This window comes from gamma proteobacterium symbiont of Axiagastus rosmarus, from assembly GCF_059730925.1.
The window spans coordinates 1,196,221-1,213,867 of sequence record NZ_AP035925.1 but is presented as its reverse complement, the minus strand read 5'-3'; the positions used below and the strand labels follow the sequence as shown (position 1 = coordinate 1,213,867).

General features: G+C 60.6%; 16 protein-coding genes. 7 read left to right on the top strand and 9 right to left on the bottom strand.

Features of this window, described 5'->3' with window-relative positions; translation table 11 throughout:
- Window positions 1-12: 12 nt before the first annotated feature.
- Window positions 13-1,611 (bottom strand): phosphate ABC transporter permease PstA, encoded by a 1,599-nt coding sequence (pstA, locus tag AC6I8F_RS05540; protein WP_059011377.1) that lies wholly within the window; start codon window positions 1,609-1,611, stop codon window positions 13-15.
- Window positions 1,608-3,701 carry an ABC transporter permease subunit gene (locus AC6I8F_RS05535; protein ID WP_262257413.1) on the bottom strand — a complete coding sequence of 698 codons (2,094 nt, stop codon included), beginning with the start codon at window positions 3,699-3,701 and terminating at the stop codon, window positions 1,608-1,610. The genes pstA and AC6I8F_RS05535 overlap by 4 nt, the downstream gene beginning before the upstream one ends.
- A gap of 183 nt (window positions 3,702-3,884) precedes the next feature.
- Here AC6I8F_RS05535 and ppk1 point away from each other — a divergent pair, with 183 nt between their 5' ends.
- From ppk1 to AC6I8F_RS05505, 6 genes are all read left to right on the top strand, one after another.
- Window positions 3,885-5,945 (top strand): polyphosphate kinase 1, encoded by a 2,061-nt coding sequence (gene ppk1 / locus AC6I8F_RS05530; protein WP_021506583.1) that lies wholly within the window; start codon window positions 3,885-3,887, stop codon window positions 5,943-5,945.
- Window positions 5,946-5,950: 5 nt separating this feature from the next.
- Window positions 5,951-7,474, top strand: a complete 1,524-nt coding sequence (gene ppx / locus AC6I8F_RS05525) for an exopolyphosphatase (protein WP_021506582.1) — start codon at window positions 5,951-5,953, stop codon at window positions 7,472-7,474.
- 27 nt (window positions 7,475-7,501) lie between these two features.
- On the top strand, window positions 7,502-8,101 hold the full coding sequence (gene tehB / locus AC6I8F_RS05520) for a tellurite resistance methyltransferase TehB (RefSeq protein ID WP_021506581.1): 600 nt from the start codon (window positions 7,502-7,504) through the stop codon (window positions 8,099-8,101).
- A gap of 259 nt (window positions 8,102-8,360) precedes the next feature.
- Window positions 8,361-8,546: a YfgG family protein gene (locus AC6I8F_RS05515; protein WP_021506580.1), complete on the top strand. Its 186-nt coding sequence runs from the start codon at window positions 8,361-8,363 to the stop codon at window positions 8,544-8,546.
- Window positions 8,547-8,670: 124 nt separating this feature from the next.
- Entirely contained in the window at window positions 8,671-10,107 is a 1,437-nt protein-coding gene (gene mgtE, locus AC6I8F_RS05510) for a magnesium transporter (RefSeq protein WP_021506579.1), read from the top strand.
- Window positions 10,108-10,154: 47 nt separating this feature from the next.
- Complete coding sequence (locus tag AC6I8F_RS05505; protein WP_010617609.1) at window positions 10,155-10,334, top strand: GDFGVC terminal motif YodC-like protein; 180 nt, start codon at window positions 10,155-10,157, stop codon at window positions 10,332-10,334.
- A 54-nt stretch (window positions 10,335-10,388) separates the two neighbouring features.
- Here AC6I8F_RS05505 and AC6I8F_RS05500 read toward each other — a convergent pair whose 3' ends face one another.
- From AC6I8F_RS05500 to AC6I8F_RS05485, 4 genes are all read right to left on the bottom strand, one after another.
- Complete coding sequence (locus AC6I8F_RS05500) at window positions 10,389-11,165, bottom strand: DUF3750 domain-containing protein (protein WP_104188660.1); 777 nt, start codon at window positions 11,163-11,165, stop codon at window positions 10,389-10,391.
- Between the two features lie 122 nt (window positions 11,166-11,287).
- Window positions 11,288-12,052, bottom strand: a complete 765-nt coding sequence (locus AC6I8F_RS05495; RefSeq protein ID WP_498028602.1) for an SDR family oxidoreductase — start codon at window positions 12,050-12,052, stop codon at window positions 11,288-11,290.
- 10 nt (window positions 12,053-12,062) lie between these two features.
- A complete protein-coding gene (locus tag AC6I8F_RS05490; RefSeq protein WP_072209712.1) occupies window positions 12,063-13,250 on the bottom strand; it encodes an arabinose transporter in 1,188 nt (395 codons plus the stop codon).
- A 53-nt stretch (window positions 13,251-13,303) separates the two neighbouring features.
- Complete coding sequence (locus tag AC6I8F_RS05485) at window positions 13,304-14,620, bottom strand: amidohydrolase family protein (protein WP_498028601.1); 1,317 nt, start codon at window positions 14,618-14,620, stop codon at window positions 13,304-13,306.
- 140 nt (window positions 14,621-14,760) lie between these two features.
- On the opposite strand from AC6I8F_RS05485, the gene AC6I8F_RS05480 reads away from it, so the two are divergent.
- The gene (locus AC6I8F_RS05480) at window positions 14,761-15,669 is read left to right on the top strand and encodes a LysR family transcriptional regulator (protein ID WP_136546898.1); all 909 of its coding nucleotides are present in this window, start codon (window positions 14,761-14,763) and stop codon (window positions 15,667-15,669) included.
- A gap of 6 nt (window positions 15,670-15,675) precedes the next feature.
- On the opposite strand, the gene AC6I8F_RS05475 is transcribed toward AC6I8F_RS05480, so the two are convergent.
- From AC6I8F_RS05475 to AC6I8F_RS05465, 3 genes are all read right to left on the bottom strand, one after another.
- Window positions 15,676-16,044, bottom strand: coding sequence for a hypothetical protein (locus AC6I8F_RS05475; RefSeq protein ID WP_498028600.1), 369 nt, complete (start codon window positions 16,042-16,044; stop codon window positions 15,676-15,678).
- 125 nt (window positions 16,045-16,169) lie between these two features.
- On the bottom strand, window positions 16,170-17,090 hold the full coding sequence (locus AC6I8F_RS05470; protein ID WP_127834435.1) for an NADP-dependent oxidoreductase: 921 nt from the start codon (window positions 17,088-17,090) through the stop codon (window positions 16,170-16,172).
- A 20-nt stretch (window positions 17,091-17,110) separates the two neighbouring features.
- Complete coding sequence (locus AC6I8F_RS05465) at window positions 17,111-17,554, bottom strand: ester cyclase (protein WP_498028599.1); 444 nt, start codon at window positions 17,552-17,554, stop codon at window positions 17,111-17,113.
- Window positions 17,555-17,647: the final 93 nt, after the last annotated feature.

The following is a 17,647-nucleotide window of genomic DNA, read 5'->3' as shown; positions in this document are numbered from 1 at the left end:
GTGTAAACCTTATTAGTGCGTCATAAGCCGGTAGCGCTCGCGCAGCCGATGGCGCAGCACCATCGCCAGCAGGTTAAGCGACAGAATGATCGCCACCAGCAGCAGTGCCGTGGCATACACCAGCGGTCGATCGGCGTCGATGTTCGGGCTCTGGAAGGCCAGATCGTAAATCTGAAAACCGAGATGCATAAATTTACGGTCAAGATGCAGGTAAGGAAACACCGCATCGACCGGCAGCTCTGGCACCATTTTGACCACGCCCACCAGCATCAGCGGTGCGGTTTCGCCGGCGGCGCGCGCCACCGCCAGAATCAGGCCGGTGAGCATCGCCGGTACCGCCAGCGGCAGCACCACGCGCCACAGCGTTTCCGCCTGGGTTGCGCCCAGCGCCAGCGAGCCCTGACGCAGATTGTCCGGAATACGCGACAGCCCCTCTTCGGTGGCGACGATCACTACCGGCAGCGTCAGCAGCGCCAGCGTCAGCGCCGCCCACAGCAGGCCAGGCGTGCCGAAGGTAGGATTGGGCAGCGAGCGGGAGAAGAACAGCTGATCGAGGGTACCGCCAATCAGCCAGACAAAAAAGCCGAGGCCAAACACGCCATACACAATCGACGGCACGCCAGCCAGATTCACCACCGCAATGCGCACCAGCCGGGTGAGCGCGTTGCGCCCGGCGTATTCGTGCAGCCAGACGGCGGCCACCACGCCCAGCGGCATGACAATCACCGACATCAGCAGCACCATCAAAACAGTGCCGAAAATCGCCGGCAGCGCGCCATTTTCACTGCCGCCCGAGGTGGGCGAGTCACTGACAAACTGCCAGATCTGACTGAGGAAATGCCCGATTTTCTGCCCGAGGCTCAGGCTGTTTGGATACCAGGCGGCCACCACCTGCGCCAGCGGAATCAGATGATCGTCGCCCTGCACGTCGCGCAGCACCAGCGTATCGCGCTGGCTTTCATGCTGCAGATGCGCCAGCTGCTGCGCCAGCGCGCCGAAGCGTTTATGCAGCGCCGCGCTGTTGGCATCCAGTTCTGACTGATCCTGCAGGCTGAAGTGACCACCGCGCCGCTGCTCGTCAGCCTGCTGTTGCAGACTCTCCAGCTGCGCGTTAAGGCGCGCCATTTCAATACGCCGGATGTTGCTCGCCTGGCGCAGCTGCTCATGCACCTGCTTCAGCCGCTGCTGCAGCAGTGCATCGCGGTCGCGCGCGGTCAGCACCTCGTTGTCTTCACGCAGCTCCACCAGCCAGCCGTAGGCATTGCCGCCACTGCGTCGCTGTAGCACCAGCGCCTCTGCCGGGCGTCGGGTTTGCGCTTCGCCCTGACTGACGATGACGCGGAAATCCGGCGCGGCAAAATCGCGGTTGCCGGTTTTCACTACGTAGCGCCAGCGATCGCCCTGCTGCTGGCGATCCAGCGTTTCACCCAGCACCATCAGCGGTGCCCCCTGCGGCGGCTGGAACTGATACTGATCGACCGGCTGCGGCCAGAACGCCCTGACGCCCTGCCAGCCCAGCAGGCCGATTAATAAGGTAAATGCCAGCAGGCAGACGGCGACCGCACCGGCAGTCAGCCAGCGCCAGCGATCGTTTTGACGCAGCGCGCTCATGCCTGCCCCTCATGCTGACTGTAGCGCTGGCGCAGCCGCTGACGAATCAGTTCCGCCACGGTGTTGATCGCCAGCGTGAATATCAGCAGCAGCAACGCACTGAGAAACAGGATGCGATAATGGGCGCTGCCCGCCGCAGCTTCCGGCATTTCAATGGCGATATTGGCCGACAGCGCGCGCAGCCCGGCAAACAGTCCGCCTTCGCTCACCGGCGTGTTGCCGGTGGCCATCAGCACAATCATGGTTTCGCCCACCGCACGACCAAAGCCGATCATCAGCGCGGCAAAAATGCCTGCCGACGCGCCCGGCAGCACCACGCGCGTCAGGGTTTGCCACGGTGTCGCACCCAGCGCCAGCGAGCCCTGCCCCAGCGCCACCGGCACGCTGAACAGCGCATCTTCCGCCAGGGTAAAGATCAGCGGCACCAGCGCAAAGCCCATCGCCAGCGCCGCCACCAGCAGGTTACGCTGCTCATAGTGCGCCAGCTGTTCGCCCATCTGCGGCCACCACAGTGTCGGCAGCCATAGCGTCAGTAACGTCACCAGTAACAGCAGCGGCATCAGCAGCAGCACTTCAAACCCGGGCCGCCGCCAGCGCGCCGGCAAACGCGGACTGAGCACGCCGCACACCAGCAGCGTGGCGGCCAGCACCAGCGGCAGCAGCATCACGCCAGGCAGGGCGAAGCTGATGTGCGGCGCCAGCCACACGCCAGCGATCAGGCCAATCACCACGCTCGGCAGCGCGCCCATCATTTCAATGCCCGGCTTGACCCAGCGGCGCAGGCCCGGCGACATAAACCATGCGGTATACATCGCCGCCGCCAGCGCCAGCGGCGTGGCAAACAGCAGCGCCAGCGACGCCGCTTTCAGCGTGCCGATCACCAGCGGCATCAGGCTGAATTTGGCCTGATAGCTGTCGCCAGCGGCGGTGGACTGCCATACCCAGTCCGGCTGCGGATAGTTTTCATACCAGATTTTCTGCCACAGATTGCGCCAGCTGAAATCGGGCCACGGATTATCCAGCGCGAACTGCTGCCACTGTCCGGCACGCTCGACGATCAGGCTATCGCCGCGCGGAGACAACGCCAGCGCGCTGATGCCCGCGGCCAGCTGGCGCGTGACAATCGGGCCTGCCTGCTTGCTGGCGAACAGGCGCACCACGCCCTGCGCGTCAAAGCTGGCAAAAACGCGCCGCTGCGCCTCAGGCACGATGCCGAGCACACCCGCGCTGTGCGTGAAGGTGTGAATCTGCTGCAGCCGTGGCCCGTGGTCACCGGTGATGGCAAACCATTGCTGAATGCCACGCGCATCCTGAATCAGTAAGCTGCGCCCGCCCGCCAGCAGTTGCAGGCTGCGCGGTTGCTGAGTCAGCGTCTGGGTTTCCCGCAGCTGCGCGCCCTGCGGCGTAATCTGCCACACCCGCAACAGCCGTCCGGCACTGGTGTACAGCAGCGTGCCGTCCGGCGACAACCGCATCAGGTCGGCCTGCTCACCGGGCAATACAATCAGGTCGACGCGTTTCTGGCCGGCAAAGGTCAGCAGGCTGATACCGGCCGGCGTTTGTGCGGCGATGCGCCACTGGTGATCGCCCGGCACTGTCAGCGCCATCTGGCTGACCGCGCCCTGCGGCAGATGCAGCGGCCGATCGCCCAGCGGGAAATACCATTCACCGTGCTGGCCGTGGATGAGCGGTTGCATCAGCAACAGATCGCCCTGCATATTGAGCAATACGCTGCTGCCGTCACTGCTGGTCACCGCCGCCTGCGGCTGGCCGTTCAGCGCCAGCGCGTCGCCCGCTGGCTGGCCGTCGAGCGGAATAAAGCGCGCTTCGTTGCGGCTGATGCGCCAGCCGAGCTGGCCTTCGCTGCCCAGCGCCAGCGCCGGGGCTTTGTCCCACAGCTGCTGGCTGAGCGTCGGCTGCATGCCCGGCGCGCTGAACAGCGGCATCACCACCCAGATCAGCCAGAAGAACAGCAGCAGCATCAGCAGTAAAATTCCCACACCGCAGGCCGTGACGATGCGGCGCACGAACTGATCGATGGCGCGTCGACGACGGTCACTAAAGTGGACAGGAATACGATTTATGCTCATGCAGGCCAGAGTTACCCTTGAAGTTATGCCGCTATGTTGCCCGTAGCTGATTGATAAGACAACTGTTGAGGTTGGACAAGGCTGCCATACTCTCGCCATAATGGTGGAGGACACTGAGCGGAACCGCAATTATGCGTTAATTCCGCCGGACATTCCGTCCAGCAACAGCATCACGGAGTCAGAATGGGTCAGGAAAAGCTGTATATAGAAAAAGAACTAAGCTGGTTAACCTTTAACGAACGCGTGCTGCAGGAAGCCGCTGATAAAAGCAATCCGCTCATTGAGCGCATGCGTTTTCTCGGCATCTATTCCAATAACCTGGAAGAGTTTTACAAAGTGCGCTTTGCCGATCTCAAGCGCCGCATTCTGATTGGCGAAGAACAGGGGACGCCCACCACCCTGCGCCATTTGCTGAAAAAGATTCAGCTGCGGGTACAGAAATCGGATCAGGAGTTCGATGCGCTGTATAACGATCTGCTGCTGGAAATGGCGCGCAACCAGATTTTCCTGATCAACGAGCGCCAGCTGTCACCCAATCAGCAGGAGTGGCTACGCTACTACTTTAAGCATCAGCTGCGCCAGCACGTCACGCCAATTCTGATCAACCACGACACCGACCTGATTGAGTTCCTGAAAGACGATTACACCTATCTGGCGGTAGAGATTATCCGCGGCGAAGAAATCCGTTACGCCCTGCTGGAGATCCCGTCCGATAAAGTGCCGCGCTTTGTGAATCTGCCGGCAGAATCGCCGCGCCGTCGCAAACCCATGATTCTGCTGGATAACATTCTGCGCTACTGCCTTGATGAGATTTTCAAAGGCTTCTTTGATTACGACGCGCTGAACGCCTATTCAATGAAAATGACGCGCGACGCCGAGTACGACCTGGTCACGGAGATGGAATCCAGCCTGCTGGAACTGATGTCCTCCAGCCTGAAACAGCGCCTGACCGCCGAACCGGTGCGCTTTGTCTATCAGCGCGATATGCCCGATGCGATGGTGGAAATGCTGCGCCATAAGCTATCGATCTCCAGCTACGACTCGATTGTGCCGGGCGGCCGTTATCATAACTTCAAAGATTTCATCGGCTTCCCGAACGTGGGCAAAGCCAATCTGGAAAATCGTCCGCTGCCGCAGATTCGTCATATCGGTTTTGATGGCTTCCGCAACGGCTTTGATGCCATCCGCAACCGCGATGTGCTGCTTTACTATCCGTACCACACCTTTGAGCACGTGCTGGAGCTGCTGCGTCAGGCGTCGTTTGACCCGAACGTGCTGGCCATCAAGATCAACATTTACCGCGTGGCCAAGAATTCGCGCATTATGGATGCGATGATCCACGCCGCCTACAACGGTAAAAAGGTCACGGTGGTGGTCGAGCTGCAGGCGCGCTTTGATGAAGAAGCCAACATTCGCTGGGCGAAGCGGCTGACCGAAGCGGGCGTGCATGTGATCTTCTCAGCGCCCGGCCTGAAGATTCACGCCAAGCTGTTCCTGATCTCCCGCCGCGAGGGTGAGGAAGTGGTGCGTTACGCCCACATCGGCACCGGCAACTTCAACGAAAAAACCGCGCGTATTTACACTGACTATTCGCTGCTGACCGCCGATGCGCGCATCACCAACGAAGTCCGGCGCGTATTTAACTTTATCGAAAACCCGTATCGCCCGGTAACGTTCGAACACCTGATGGTGTCGCCGCAAAACTCGCGCGCCATGCTGTATCAGCTGATTGATAACGAGATTGCCAACGCGCAGCAGGGCAATCCTTCCGGCATTACGCTGAAAATCAATAACCTGGTGGACAATGGTCTGGTGGATCGGCTGTATGCCGCCTCATCGGCCGGCGTGAAGATCAACCTGCTGGTGCGCGGCATGTGCTCGCTGATCCCCGATTTGCCGGGCATCAGTGAAAATATTCGCATCACCAGTATCGTTGACCGCTACCTTGAGCACGACCGCGTCTATATTTTTGAAAGCGGCGGCGATAAAAAAGTATTCCTGTCGTCGGCGGACTGGATGACGCGCAACATCGATTATCGTATCGAAGTGGCGGTGTCGGTGCTCGATCCGCGCCTGAAACAGCGCATACTGGATATCATTGCCATTCTGTTAAGTGATACGGTAAAAGCCCGCATCGTAGACAAAGAATTGAGTAACCGTTATGTTCCGCGCGGCAATCGCAAGAAGGTGCGCTCGCAGCTGGCGATTTACGATTACATCAAGAAACTGGAACAACCCGAATAACGCCTATGCCAATCTCCCATAAAAGTACGCCGAAACCGCAGGAATTTGCCGCCATCGATCTCGGCTCGAACAGCTTCCACATGGTGATTGCCCGTGTGGTGGATGGCGCCATGCAGGTGCTGGGACGCCTGAAACAGCGCGTGCACCTCGCCGACGGGCTGGATGCGCAAAATCGCCTGAGCGAAGAGGCGATGGAGCGCGGGCTGAGCTGCCTGGCGCTATTTGCCGAGCGCCTGCAGGGGTTCAGTGCCGCCAACGTCACCATCGTCGGTACGCACACGCTGCGCATCGCGTCCAACGCGGAAGAGTTTCTGCAGCGCGCCGCGGAAGTCATCCCGTATCCGATCGAGGTGATCTCCGGCAATGAAGAGGCGCGCCTGATCTTTATGGGCGTTGAGCACACGCAGCCGGAGAAAGGCCGCAAGCTGGTGATTGATATCGGCGGCGGTTCAACCGAGCTGGTGATCGGCGAAGATTTTGAGCCGCAGCTGGTGGAAAGTCGCCGCATGGGCTGCGTCAGCTTCGCCAACCTCTACTTCCCGAAAGGCGAGATCAGCCAGGAGAATTTCCGCCGCGCCCGGCTGGCCGCCGCGCAAAAGCTGGAAACGCTGGCGTGGCAGTACCGTCTGCAGGGCTGGCAGTATGCGCTGGGCGCGTCCGGCAGTATCAAAGCGGCCTGCGAAGTGCTGCTGGCGATGGGCGAGAAAGAGAAGCGCGTGACGCCGGAAAACCTCGACATGCTGGTGAGCGAAGTGCTGAAGCACAAATCCTTTGCTGCCCTGAGCCTGCCGGGCCTGTCGGATGAGCGCAAGGCGGTGTTTGTGCCGGGGCTGGCGATTCTGTGTGGCGTGTTTGACGCGCTGGCCATTCGCGAGCTGCGCCTGTCAGATGGCGCGCTGCGTGAAGGCGTGCTGTATGAGATGGAGGGCCGCTTCCGCCATCAGGATATCCGCAGCCGTACCGCGCAGAGCCTGGCAAATCATTACGCCATCGACAGCGACCAGGCACGCCGCGTGCTGGAAACCACCGAACAGCTGTACAGCCAGTGGCTGGAGCAGAACCCGAAGCTGGCCAATCCCCAGCTGACGGCGCTGATGAAGTGGGCAGCGCTGCTGCACGAAGTCGGGCTGACCATCAACCACAGCGGTATGCAGCGTCATTCGGCCTACATCCTGCAGAACTCCAATATGCCGGGCTTTAATCAGGATCAACAGATGCTGCTGGCCACGCTGGTACGCTTCCACCGTAAAGCGGTGAAGCAGGATGAGATGCCGCGTTTCACCTTGTTTAAAAAGAAACAGTTCCTGCCGATGATCTTCCTGCTGCGGCTCGGCACCCTGCTGAACAATCAGCGTCAGGCCACCACGCGCCCCGACACGCTGAAGCTGAGCACCGACGATGGTCACTGGACGCTGACCTTCCCGGCCGGTTTCCTCAGCCAGAACACGCTGGTTCAGCTGGATCTGGAGCGGGAGCAGGCTTACTGGAATGACGTCACCGGCTGGAAACTGATGCTGGAAGAGGAGTAACGCGGGCTTCAGGCCCGCAATAGCACTATGACAACACGCCCCGATAACTATTTTGCGGAGAAATACGGCCTGACGCCGCCCCACTCCGAAGTGCTGGCCGCGCTGCCAAAACTGGCAGTGGGTAACGCGCTGGACCTCGGCTGCGGCCAGGGCCGCAACAGCCTGCTGCTTAATCAGCACGGTTTTACGGTGACCGCCTGGGACAACAATCCGCAGAGCCTGGAGCGCCTTAACAGCATCATCGCGGAAGAGCAGCTACAGCAGATACATACCGAACAGTGCGACCTGAATCAGGTGCGTTTCAACGGTGATTATCAGTTTGTGTTTTCCACCGTGGTGATGATGTTCCTGCAGCCGGCGACCATTCCGCAGCTGATCGCCGATATGCAGGCCAGCACGCGCAAGTACGGTTACAACCTGATTGTGGCGGCGATGAGCACCGACGATTATCCCAACACGCAAAACTTCCCGTTTACCTTTAAATCGGGCGAGCTGAGCCATTATTACCGTAACTGGCACATCGTGAAGTACAACGAAGAGGTCGGTGAACTGCATCGCCGCGATGAACACGGTCAGCGCATTAAGTATCGCTTCGCTACCCTGCTGGCGCAGAAAGCCAGCTACTGATGTCTGGCAACAAGATGGTCCGGTCGCCATCAATGGCGACCCTACAACGGATTAGTGCGGTTGGTGAAAGTATGCGGCTTTCGGTCGCCATCAATGACGCCCCTGCAGAGTCGATGACGCACGCTTCGCCCGCCGGCTGATATCGATCAAGGCAATCTTAACCTTTTCTGCTCATTTTTCACGCAGCGGTTGACCTCCCGGTCGGGTTGTGACTAAATGTTGCCACCGCCCAGCCGGGCTTTGACAGGAACCACCCCGCGTGAATAACGCCATCTCTGCACGAAGACGTCCCAAAACCGGTACCATGACCCGCATCGTTTTGCTGATCAGTTTCTTTATTTTGGTTGGCCGTCTGATTTTCATTATTCCCGGTGCCATCGAGCATCATCAGCAAAAGAAAGCCGCACCTGAACCGGTCACACTGAGCACCAGCGAGACGCGCTAAGGAATTTGCGGGTCATCGTCGCTCTGCCATCACATTGTCCGCCGCGGCAATGCTGCTTGTTACGTCCACTTTACCCGCAACGCGCTACACTTTGACCTGACTTTACAGACACAAAGGACGCGTTATGTCTGCTTCGCACGCACAACAACTATCAGAAACCCGCCAGCGAATTCTGCACCTTCTGCTCAGCGAGCACGATTTAGTCGATGTGCTGCTGGATAAATCCGTCGACCTCAATGCCGCCGAACTGCGCAAAATCACCGGCTGGCGTCAGCAGCTGGAGCATGAACTGCCGCAGCTGCACGCCGCCGACCTCGCGGACATTCTCGAAGCGCTGCCGGAAGAGGAGCGTCTGGCACTGTGGCGGCTGGTGCCCTACGAGCAGCGCGGTCGCGTGCTGGTGGAGGCCTCCGAAACCGTATGGGCCAGCCTGACGGAAGAGATGACCGACCGCGAAATCCTGCGCGCCATCGAGCCGCTGGATATTGACGATCAGGTCTATCTGGCGCGTTATCTGCCGCGCGATCTCACCGGCCGCCTGCTCACCACGCTCGATCCCAGCCTGCGCGCCCGGCTGCTGGACGTGATTGAGCTGGATCGCGATCGCGTCGGCCAGGTGATGGACTTCAATATCCTGACCGTGCGCTCAGACGTGACGCTGGCGACGGTGCAACGCTTTCTGCGCAAGCGCAAAAGCATGCCGGACGGCACCGATAAAATCTTCATCACCGACGAACACAATCAGCTGCTGGGTGAACTGGCGCTGACCGATATCCTGCTCAACAAGCCTAAAACGCTGGTGGCTGAGGTGATGAACGCGCGCCCCACCACTTTCCAGCTGGATGACAAAGCGGAAGAGGCCGCCAGCGCCTTCGAACGCTATAACCTGATCTCTGCTGCGGTGACCGATGCCAAAGGCAAGCTGATTGGCCGTATCACCGTGGAAGATGTGATTGACCTGGTGAACGAAGAGAACGAAAGCAACATCCGTAAGATGGGCGGCATCAGCCAGGGCGAGGACGTGTTTGCACCGGTGCGCAAAGCGGTGAGAAAGCGCTGGACCTGGCTGGCCGTCAACCTGTGTACGGCGTTTATCGCCTCGCGCGTCATTGGCCTATTTGAGGACACCATTTCGCAGCTGGTGGCGCTGGCCACGCTGATGCCGATTGTCGCCGGCATTGGCGGTAACACCGGCAATCAGACCATCACCATGATCGTGCGCGCGCTGGCGCTGCATCAGGTTGAACCCGGCAACTTTTCGTTTCTGATTGCGCGCGAACTGGGCGTGGCGCTGCTTAACGGCCTGTTCTGGGGCGGCATCATGGGCGGCGTGACCTGGCTGATGTACGACAACCTGCAACTGGGCGGCGTGATGATGCTGGCGATGGTACTGAATCTGCTGCTGGCGGCGCTGATGGGCGTGCTGATTCCGCTGATTATGACCAAACTCAAACGCGACCCGGCGGTCGGCTCCAGCGTGCTGATCACCGCCATCACCGATACCGGCGGCTTCTTTATCTTCCTCGGTCTGGCCACGCTGTTTCTGCTGCACGGCCACTAAAGCGCAGCTACAATCAGCGTTGATCCCTAATCAGCTGGAGAGCAGTGATGTTTAACGTGGATGATTTTGTGCAGGCGAAAACCGGTGGGCCAAAAATGCAGGTGCTGCGCGTTGCGGGCGATACGCTGTGGTGCGCCCGCGTTGACGATCCGATCAAAAAAGAGATCGAGGTGAAGGCCGACAGCGTCAATCTCTATCATGAAGACGGGGATTTCGGCGTCTGTTAACGGCTGCGAGCCCGCGCCGCCCGCGAGCAGATGCTGTCGCGGCGCGGCGCTGTCTCAGGGCTTATCCTTCTGTAAATTATCCTGCCCCACCCCGCCGATAAACGGCAGCCGCAGACGCAGCGGGGTGAAATCCAGCCCCAGATTCAGTCCCAGCAGATTCACCTCCACGCCCTCTTCCGCTCCCAGCGTCACGCCCAGCACGCCGAGCAGCGACAGCTGCACGCCGCGCCCGGATGGCGGCAGACCAAGCGGATGCAGCAGCGAACGGAAATCCTTACCGATAGCATTGGCGGGCAAATCGAGCTTCAGCGCCGGCACTTCACGGCCAATGTGAGCGAGGAAGGTGTTGCTGTTGGGGCCCGGCCACGCATGATAGGTGTTGGGCCACGGATAGGATTGAATCGCCGCTTCAATCTGCGGGATCATCGCCTGCGCAGCCGTACCGCGATGTGACACCAGCAAACGCGGACGCGCACCGTACCAGTAGCCGTCCGGCAGATTGCTGTTGCGCCGCACTTTATCGCCGCTGCCCCAGCTGATCACCTCATAACGGTTGTAGCGGGTTTCTCCGGCGCGCTTAAAGATAATCCACGGATGCACGGCCACCGCGCCTTTCCAGCCGTAGGTCGGCGCGGCATACACCTGCACAATCGCCTCACTGGCGAAGCGCTGCGGATCCGGTGCCAGCCCGGCCGAATCACGCCGCGCCGTCGCCCAGCCACCGCGTTCGGTGGTGAACTCACCGCTGCGCGTCGCCTGCGCCAGGCTGGCCGCCAGCGACAGTAACACCACACAGAGAAAAGAGAGTAAAACAGCTTTAACAGGCAACATGCATGGACATCCCGGTGGTGAAAAACGCTCCCGCCATGATGCGCCGAAACGGCAGCGTCTGTATTCACCAACTATGCGGTGGACAAAAAATGCGTTGCGGTGCCCGGTCAGCTGATTTTTCCTTAGTCAGGCAGGGCGATACCGCTGATATCGGCGCATATCGCCAGCAACTGCTGCTGCAGCCGTGGATTGCGCGCCTGCGGATTAGCCGCCAGCGCCTGACGGTGATAAAAATACTCCCCGCTGACCCGCGCCTCATCGGCGGTGGCTAACCACACCTGGGTACGATGCGCCTGATCAAGATCGTCGGGTGCCCCGGCACCGCCCATTTTGGTCGGCACCCAGCCTGGCTCCAGCGCATTGCTGTATACCTGCGGCCAGCGCCGGGCGATGGCAAACGCCAGTATGGCATCATGCAGTTTACTCTCAGCATAAGCCTGCGAAGCGTGCCAGCGCCGCCGCTGCCACAAAATATCATCCAGGTTAGCTTCGGCATGATGATGCATGCCGGAGCTGAGGTAAATCAGCCGCTGCGGCCGTTCAATCAGCGCCGTAAGAATATAGGGTGCCAGCGTGTTGATGGCGAACAGATGCGGCAGGCCATCTGCGGTTAACTGATAAGGCTCGCGATAGCCAACCGCCACGTTATGGATCACCGCATCAAATCTGCCGAGCGCATTAACCTGCTGCGCCACACTGCGGGCGCCGGCGATGGTTATCACGTCGCCGCTGACCACGGCTTCAGCCTGCGGTAGCGCCTCCTGCGCGGCGCGGGCACGCGCGGCGTTGCGTCCGTGCAGCACCACCTGATGGCCCTGCTCAACCAGCAGTTCAGCCGCCATCAGTCCGAGGCCGGTGGATGAACCGGAAATAAAAATACGTAACATGGAAAACTCCTTAAGCGTGAAGTGAAGCGGCGCGCGATGTCAGCGCCAGCAGCGCACCGAGCAGCGCACAGGCCGCACCAAACAGATAGACAGCGGCATAGCTGAAGTGGCTGGCGATGGCACCGGCAATCGGTCCGGAAATACCATAAGCGATGTCGAGAAAAGCAACGAACGCGCCCATGGCGCTGCCGCGACTGGCCGGCGGCACGCGCTTCAGCGCTTCCACGCCGAGGGCGGGAAAGATCAGCGCACAGCCAAGACCGGTAATCAGCGCGCCGGTGAGTGCCAGCGTTTCGTCAGGCGCAAACCACAGCAGCATCTGCCCCAGCGCCTCCACCAGCAGTGAATAAGCCGCCACGCGGTAGCCACCAATGCGATCCGGCAGATGTCCCAGCACCAGGCGCACGGCGATAAAACCAATGCCAAACGCGGTCATCACCCAGCCGGCCAGCTGCCAGTGGCGCGCGGCGAAGTAGAGCGAGGCGAAGGCCGTCAGGCCGGCCAGTCCGACGCCCTGCAGCATCAGGCCACAGCCTTCACGCCAGATGCGGCCAATCACCCGATAGAACGGCAAACGAGCCCCTCCGACCGCGCGATAACCGCTGGCAGCCGTGGCGATGAGCGCCGCCAGCAGCGGAGCCGCGATGCAGGCCAGCATCGCCGCCGCTAAGCCGACGTGCTGATACAGCATCATACCGGCAGGGGCACCGAGCGACAGCGCGGCAAACATGGCGATACCGGTCCAGGACATCGACAGACCGGCACGCTGTGGCCCGACCGAGGCGATTGACCAGGCCACGCAGCCGGTGACGAACTGGCTTTCGCCCATACCCGCCGCCAGCCGTCCGGCAATCACCAGCGCCAGACTGACCGCCGGTGAAAAGCCCGGCAGCGCGGCCAGCCAGTAGAGCACGCCAGCCAGCGCACACACCGCCGCGCCCTGCAGCGCCGAGCGCTTACCGCCAACGCGATCGGTCAGTTGACCGGCGTAACCGCGCGTCAGCACGGTGGCAACAAACTGTATCCCGATCACCAGCCCGACCCACAGGTTGCTGAAACCGAGATGCTGATGGATAAACAGCGGGATTACCGGCAGCGGCAAGCCGACCGCCAGATAACCGCAAAACAGCGCGGCAATCACGCCGGTCGCTGGTCGCGACAAATGCGCAGCTTCAGCCTGCGCGCTTAATGCAGACATAACAGCCTCCATAAATGAACAGACAGCGCGGCAGGCCGCCGCGCTGCGGAAAATCAGGCAAACAAAGAATGGTGATAGCCGCTGGCATTCAGCAGATAGTCGCGCGAAGCGGTGACTTCCGCGTTCAGCTGTGCCACATCGACGTTGAGCAACTGACCATGACGTTTACGCAGTTCACCCGCCACCATCACGGTATCAACATCGGCGCGTTGCACCGCCTGCACCACCGTTGCCGTCACGCTGGTCAGCGGGAAAACGCCGATACCATCGGTGCGCAGCATAATAACGTCGGCCTGTTTACCTGGCGTCAGCGTGCCCGTTTGCTGCTCCAGCCCGGCCGCACGCGCGCCGTTAATCGTTGCCGACTGCAGTACGGCTTTCACGCTAATCGGTGCCGGTACGTCGCTTTCGCCCCGGAAGCGGCGATAGCGCATCGCTGAGCGCTGCTGGTTAAACAGCGCCTGCATTTCACCGAACAGATCGCTGCCGAAGGCGGTATCGAGATCGATACCGAGCGCCGGCGTCATTCCGCGATCGACCGCCTGCTGCCAGGCAAAGCTGTCGTCGTCGAAACCAAACAGCGCATCCGAACGCGGATTCACGGTAATGTTGACGCCCGCGTCCGCCAGCTGCTGCCAGGTGTGCGCCGGTACGCGCGTACAGTGATTGAAAATGTTGTGCGGACCCAGCAAGCCGGGTTCGGCAAACTCCGCCGGCAGCTGCGCCAGGTCACCAATAAACTCGGTGAGAATGCGCATATCCAGCTCGCGCGCCACGCGCCACCACGCCAGATTGAGCTGACCAAACAGGCCAACCTGCACGCGACTGCCGGCGTGGTTCCAGCGGCTGGCGAGACGGGCCAGATCGCCCGGCAGATGATCGCTGGAAGCCTGCTTATCCATTGCTGCGCCAACCATGTGCAGCGCACGAATCCCGCTCTCCTGCAGCGCGTCGAGCGCCGCATCGGTATGCGCCGGACTGCGTGAACTGTGGCAGGCATCAATCACCGTGGTGATGCCGGCATCCAGGCATGCCAGCGCCGTCAGCCGGGTGCTGAGGTACATATCCAGCGGACGGTAATGCGCGCCGAGCGTTTCTGCCACCACATCGATATAGGCAAACAGGTCGTCAACGTTGGGCATCAGGCGGCGCATCGCGCCGAGCCACATATGGTGATGCGCATCCACCAGGCCCGGCATCACGATATGGCCGCAGGCATCAATCACCTGCGCATCGTCGGCGGAAAGGTTTTCCCCCACGGCGGCAATACGATCGTCCTCAATCAGCACATCGCCACAGACGAGGTCGGGCACGCTGGCGTCCAGCGTCAGGATAGTGCCGCCTTTAAAAAGGGTGCGCCGTACAGTCATAACATTCTCCTCAAAAGGGATCAGGAATCCGGCGGTCAGTGCCGGTCGCGTTTCGGGGCACACAATAAGTTGCAGCGCATTTTTGATAAAGGTAGGCTCAGGCAAATGATCTTTGCTAAAAATCAAAGATGGAGAACAGGATGAGTTTTGATGGCCGACTATTATCCGGCATGAGCGTGCTGGCAGCCGTGGTTGAAGCCGGCAGCTTCAGCCGCGCCGGTGAGGTGCTGGGGTTGTCCGCCTCGGGCGTCAGCCGGGCGATTTCACGACTGGAACAGCGTCTCGGCGTGCGCCTGCTGGATCGCACCACCCGCACCCTGCATCTCACCAGCGAAGGTGCCAGCCTGTATGAGCGGGCGGCGCCGCATCTGGAAGGGATTGAAGAAGCAGCAAACTACGTCTCCGGCGCCGCCGTGACGGTGCGCGGTACGCTGCGCGTGAGCCTGAATCCGCTGTTTTCCCGCTATGTGCTGGCGGCAAAGCTGCCGCTGCTGCGTGCCCGTTATCCGCATCTGGAACTGACGATTTTGCAGCAGCCCGATGTGGGCGATCTGGTGGCAGAAGGTATTGATGTGGCGGTGCGTTTCGGGCCACAGCCGCCGTCCACCATGACCTCACGCCTGCTGTTACAAACGCGCGTCCTGACGGTGGCCGCCCCGGACTATCTGGCACGCTGTGGTCGCCCGACGCAGCCGCAGCAGCTGACTGAGCACAATTGTCTGCAATACATCGATCCGCGCAGCAATAAGCCCTTTAGCTGGGAGTTTCATCGTGGCACGCAGCGGCTGACGGTCGCCACCCACGGCCATCTGACCACCACCGATCCGGATTTAATGGTACAGGCGTGCGTCGGCGGTGCCGGCGTAGCCCAGGTGCTGGCGCTGAGCGTGCAACATCTGATCGCCAGCGGTGAACTGGTCGAACTTTTCCCCGACTGGCCTGACGAAACCTATCCGCTGTTTATCACCCGGCCTTCGCGCCGTCTGGCCCCGGCGGCGGTGGAGGCATTTCTCGGTTTTTGCCTGGAGATTTGTGCGGAACAGAGCTGACGCAAATTACCGATTAGCCTCAGCGCGTGTTTGCCGATAATAGCCCACCAGCTGAACGATGAAGGTGAGCGTCGCGAGTAACAACAGTATCCCACCCAGGGGAATGGTGCCGAGCAGGAACCAGCCCATGACGCCTGATTCATACAGCAACTGGCCGCGATCTTCTCCCAGGATGTAACAGGGATGCACGTTGCCTTCGTCCAGCTGGCAGCCTGCCAGACTGGCGACATATCCCGCGCCCATCGCGCAGATCAGCGGCAGAAACGCGAGAAAAGCCGTACCGCACAGCATCGCAAGATAGAGAATGATGATGGATGTCAGCGAGCGTTTGCCAGGTGGTGCGCGCTTGCCCGCGGCTCTGAAATTAAACAGCACGTTTCCTCCTGAAGCCTCTGCCGTTAACGCCAGATTATTAACATATCCTTATCCCCTGCGACAAACCGGTAAACAAACGCCCGCGGGGTAGCGGGCGCATTTTTACTGCGACATGACGCCAGGCGTTAAGGGTTGGCGCGGATAATCACTTTGCCGCGTGCATGGCCGGTCGCCACCTTCTCCAGCGCGGAGCGCGCATCATCCAGCGAAAAGATAGCGTCGGTGATGACCTGTAACTGCCCGGCCTGGAACAGGCCGCTCGCCCGGGCAAGATACGGCGTCGCGCTGGCGAAGAAGACAAACTCGCCGTGATGGCCGCTGGCAGGCGTGATGCCGAACTCCACCAGCGTGGCAATGCGCCCGCCGGCGCGCAGCACGGACCAGGAGCGGCTCAGCGTTTCGCCGCCGACGCTGTCTATCACCAGGTCGATATCGCGCGTTGCTGCAAAGTCCTGCGTGCGGTAGTCAATCACCTCATCGGCACCCAGACTGGTCACCAGCGCGTGGTTTTTCGCCGACGCCGTGGCGATGACATAAGCGCCCGCCTGATGCGCCAGCTGAACCGCCATGCTGCCGACGCCACCCGCTGCGGCGTGAATCAGCACGCGCTCGCCGCGCTGCAGCTGGCCCACATCGAACAATGCCTGCTGCGCGGAGCCAAACGCGGTAGGCAGCGCCGCGGCCTGTTCGGCGCTCATCGCTGCCGGGACAAGGCATACGTCATCGGCGGCGATTACCAGGCTTTGGGCAAAAGCCCCGCCTGCACCCGGTGGCGTGCGCCCGAACACGCGATCGCCCGGTTTTAAATGGCTCACGCGCTCGCCAGCTGCCGTAATCACGCCGCAGAAATCCATGCCCGGCACGTAAGGCAGATCCACCGGGAAAACCTGCTGCATGTGCCCTGAGATGATTTTCACATCCAGCGGGTTAACGCTCGCCGCTTCAACCTGCACCGTCACCTCATCCGGACTGGCGGCGCGTAATTGACGTTCGCCAATCGTCAGCACATCGGCGGTGCCAAACGTATCAATCAATGCTGCTTTCATTATCAACTCTCCGGTCTGATTCAGGCTTGTGGCGGAAACTGGCCAAGCTGGAGGAACAGGCCAAACCAATCTTCCATGTGCCAGGTGGTGATCAGACGACCGTCCTCCAGCGCATGGAACTCATGCAGACGGAAGCTCACTTTCTTACCGGTCGGCGCGATACCGAAAATTTCGCCGAGATGGGTGCCGCTGATTTCCGCCCGCGCCGCGATGCGGCCAGGCTCCTGAATCATGTCATGCACCACGATCTGCACGTCCGGAAAAGCCTGCGCCAGCATGCGAATGATCGGCTTGATGCCTTCCGGTCCGGCAACTTGTCCTGGCGCCAGCGGAATGTCTTCCCATGACGGTGCCAGCACGCTATCGACCAGATCGGGGTTGTTGTCGCTGAAGGCCTGATAGAGCGTCTCTGCCGCCTGTCGTTCAATTTTGAGCCGTTGTACGTATTCTGCTGCTGGATTCATCGTTATTCACTTTCAGGTGAGGGTTGGTTGTGGAATTTTGCGCAGCGCCCTACAATTCGTCCAACAAATATTCAATATGAGTGATTATTTGCC

Coding starts and splice junctions, on each gene's coding strand:
- tehB (WP_021506581.1), top strand. CDS start 7,502: ATGACAACACGCCCCGATAACTATTTTGCGGAGAAATACGGCCTGACG.
- AC6I8F_RS05500 (WP_104188660.1), bottom strand. CDS start 11,165: ATGTTGCCTGTTAAAGCTGTTTTACTCTCTTTTCTCTGTGTGGTGTTA.
- AC6I8F_RS05470 (WP_127834435.1), bottom strand. CDS start 17,090: ATGAAAGCAGCATTGATTGATACGTTTGGCACCGCCGATGTGCTGACG.
- AC6I8F_RS05535 (WP_262257413.1), bottom strand. CDS start 3,701: ATGAGCATAAATCGTATTCCTGTCCACTTTAGTGACCGTCGTCGACGC.
- pstA (WP_059011377.1), bottom strand. CDS start 1,611: ATGAGCGCGCTGCGTCAAAACGATCGCTGGCGCTGGCTGACTGCCGGT.
- ppx (WP_021506582.1), top strand. CDS start 5,951: ATGCCAATCTCCCATAAAAGTACGCCGAAACCGCAGGAATTTGCCGCC.
- mgtE (WP_021506579.1), top strand. CDS start 8,671: ATGTCTGCTTCGCACGCACAACAACTATCAGAAACCCGCCAGCGAATT.
- AC6I8F_RS05505 (WP_010617609.1), top strand. CDS start 10,155: ATGTTTAACGTGGATGATTTTGTGCAGGCGAAAACCGGTGGGCCAAAA.
- AC6I8F_RS05490 (WP_072209712.1), bottom strand. CDS start 13,250: ATGTCTGCATTAAGCGCGCAGGCTGAAGCTGCGCATTTGTCGCGACCA.
- AC6I8F_RS05465 (WP_498028599.1), bottom strand. CDS start 17,554: ATGAATCCAGCAGCAGAATACGTACAACGGCTCAAAATTGAACGACAG.
- AC6I8F_RS05495 (WP_498028602.1), bottom strand. CDS start 12,052: ATGTTACGTATTTTTATTTCCGGTTCATCCACCGGCCTCGGACTGATG.
- AC6I8F_RS05480 (WP_136546898.1), top strand. CDS start 14,761: ATGAGTTTTGATGGCCGACTATTATCCGGCATGAGCGTGCTGGCAGCC.
- ppk1 (WP_021506583.1), top strand. CDS start 3,885: ATGGGTCAGGAAAAGCTGTATATAGAAAAAGAACTAAGCTGGTTAACC.
- AC6I8F_RS05485 (WP_498028601.1), bottom strand. CDS start 14,620: ATGACTGTACGGCGCACCCTTTTTAAAGGCGGCACTATCCTGACGCTG.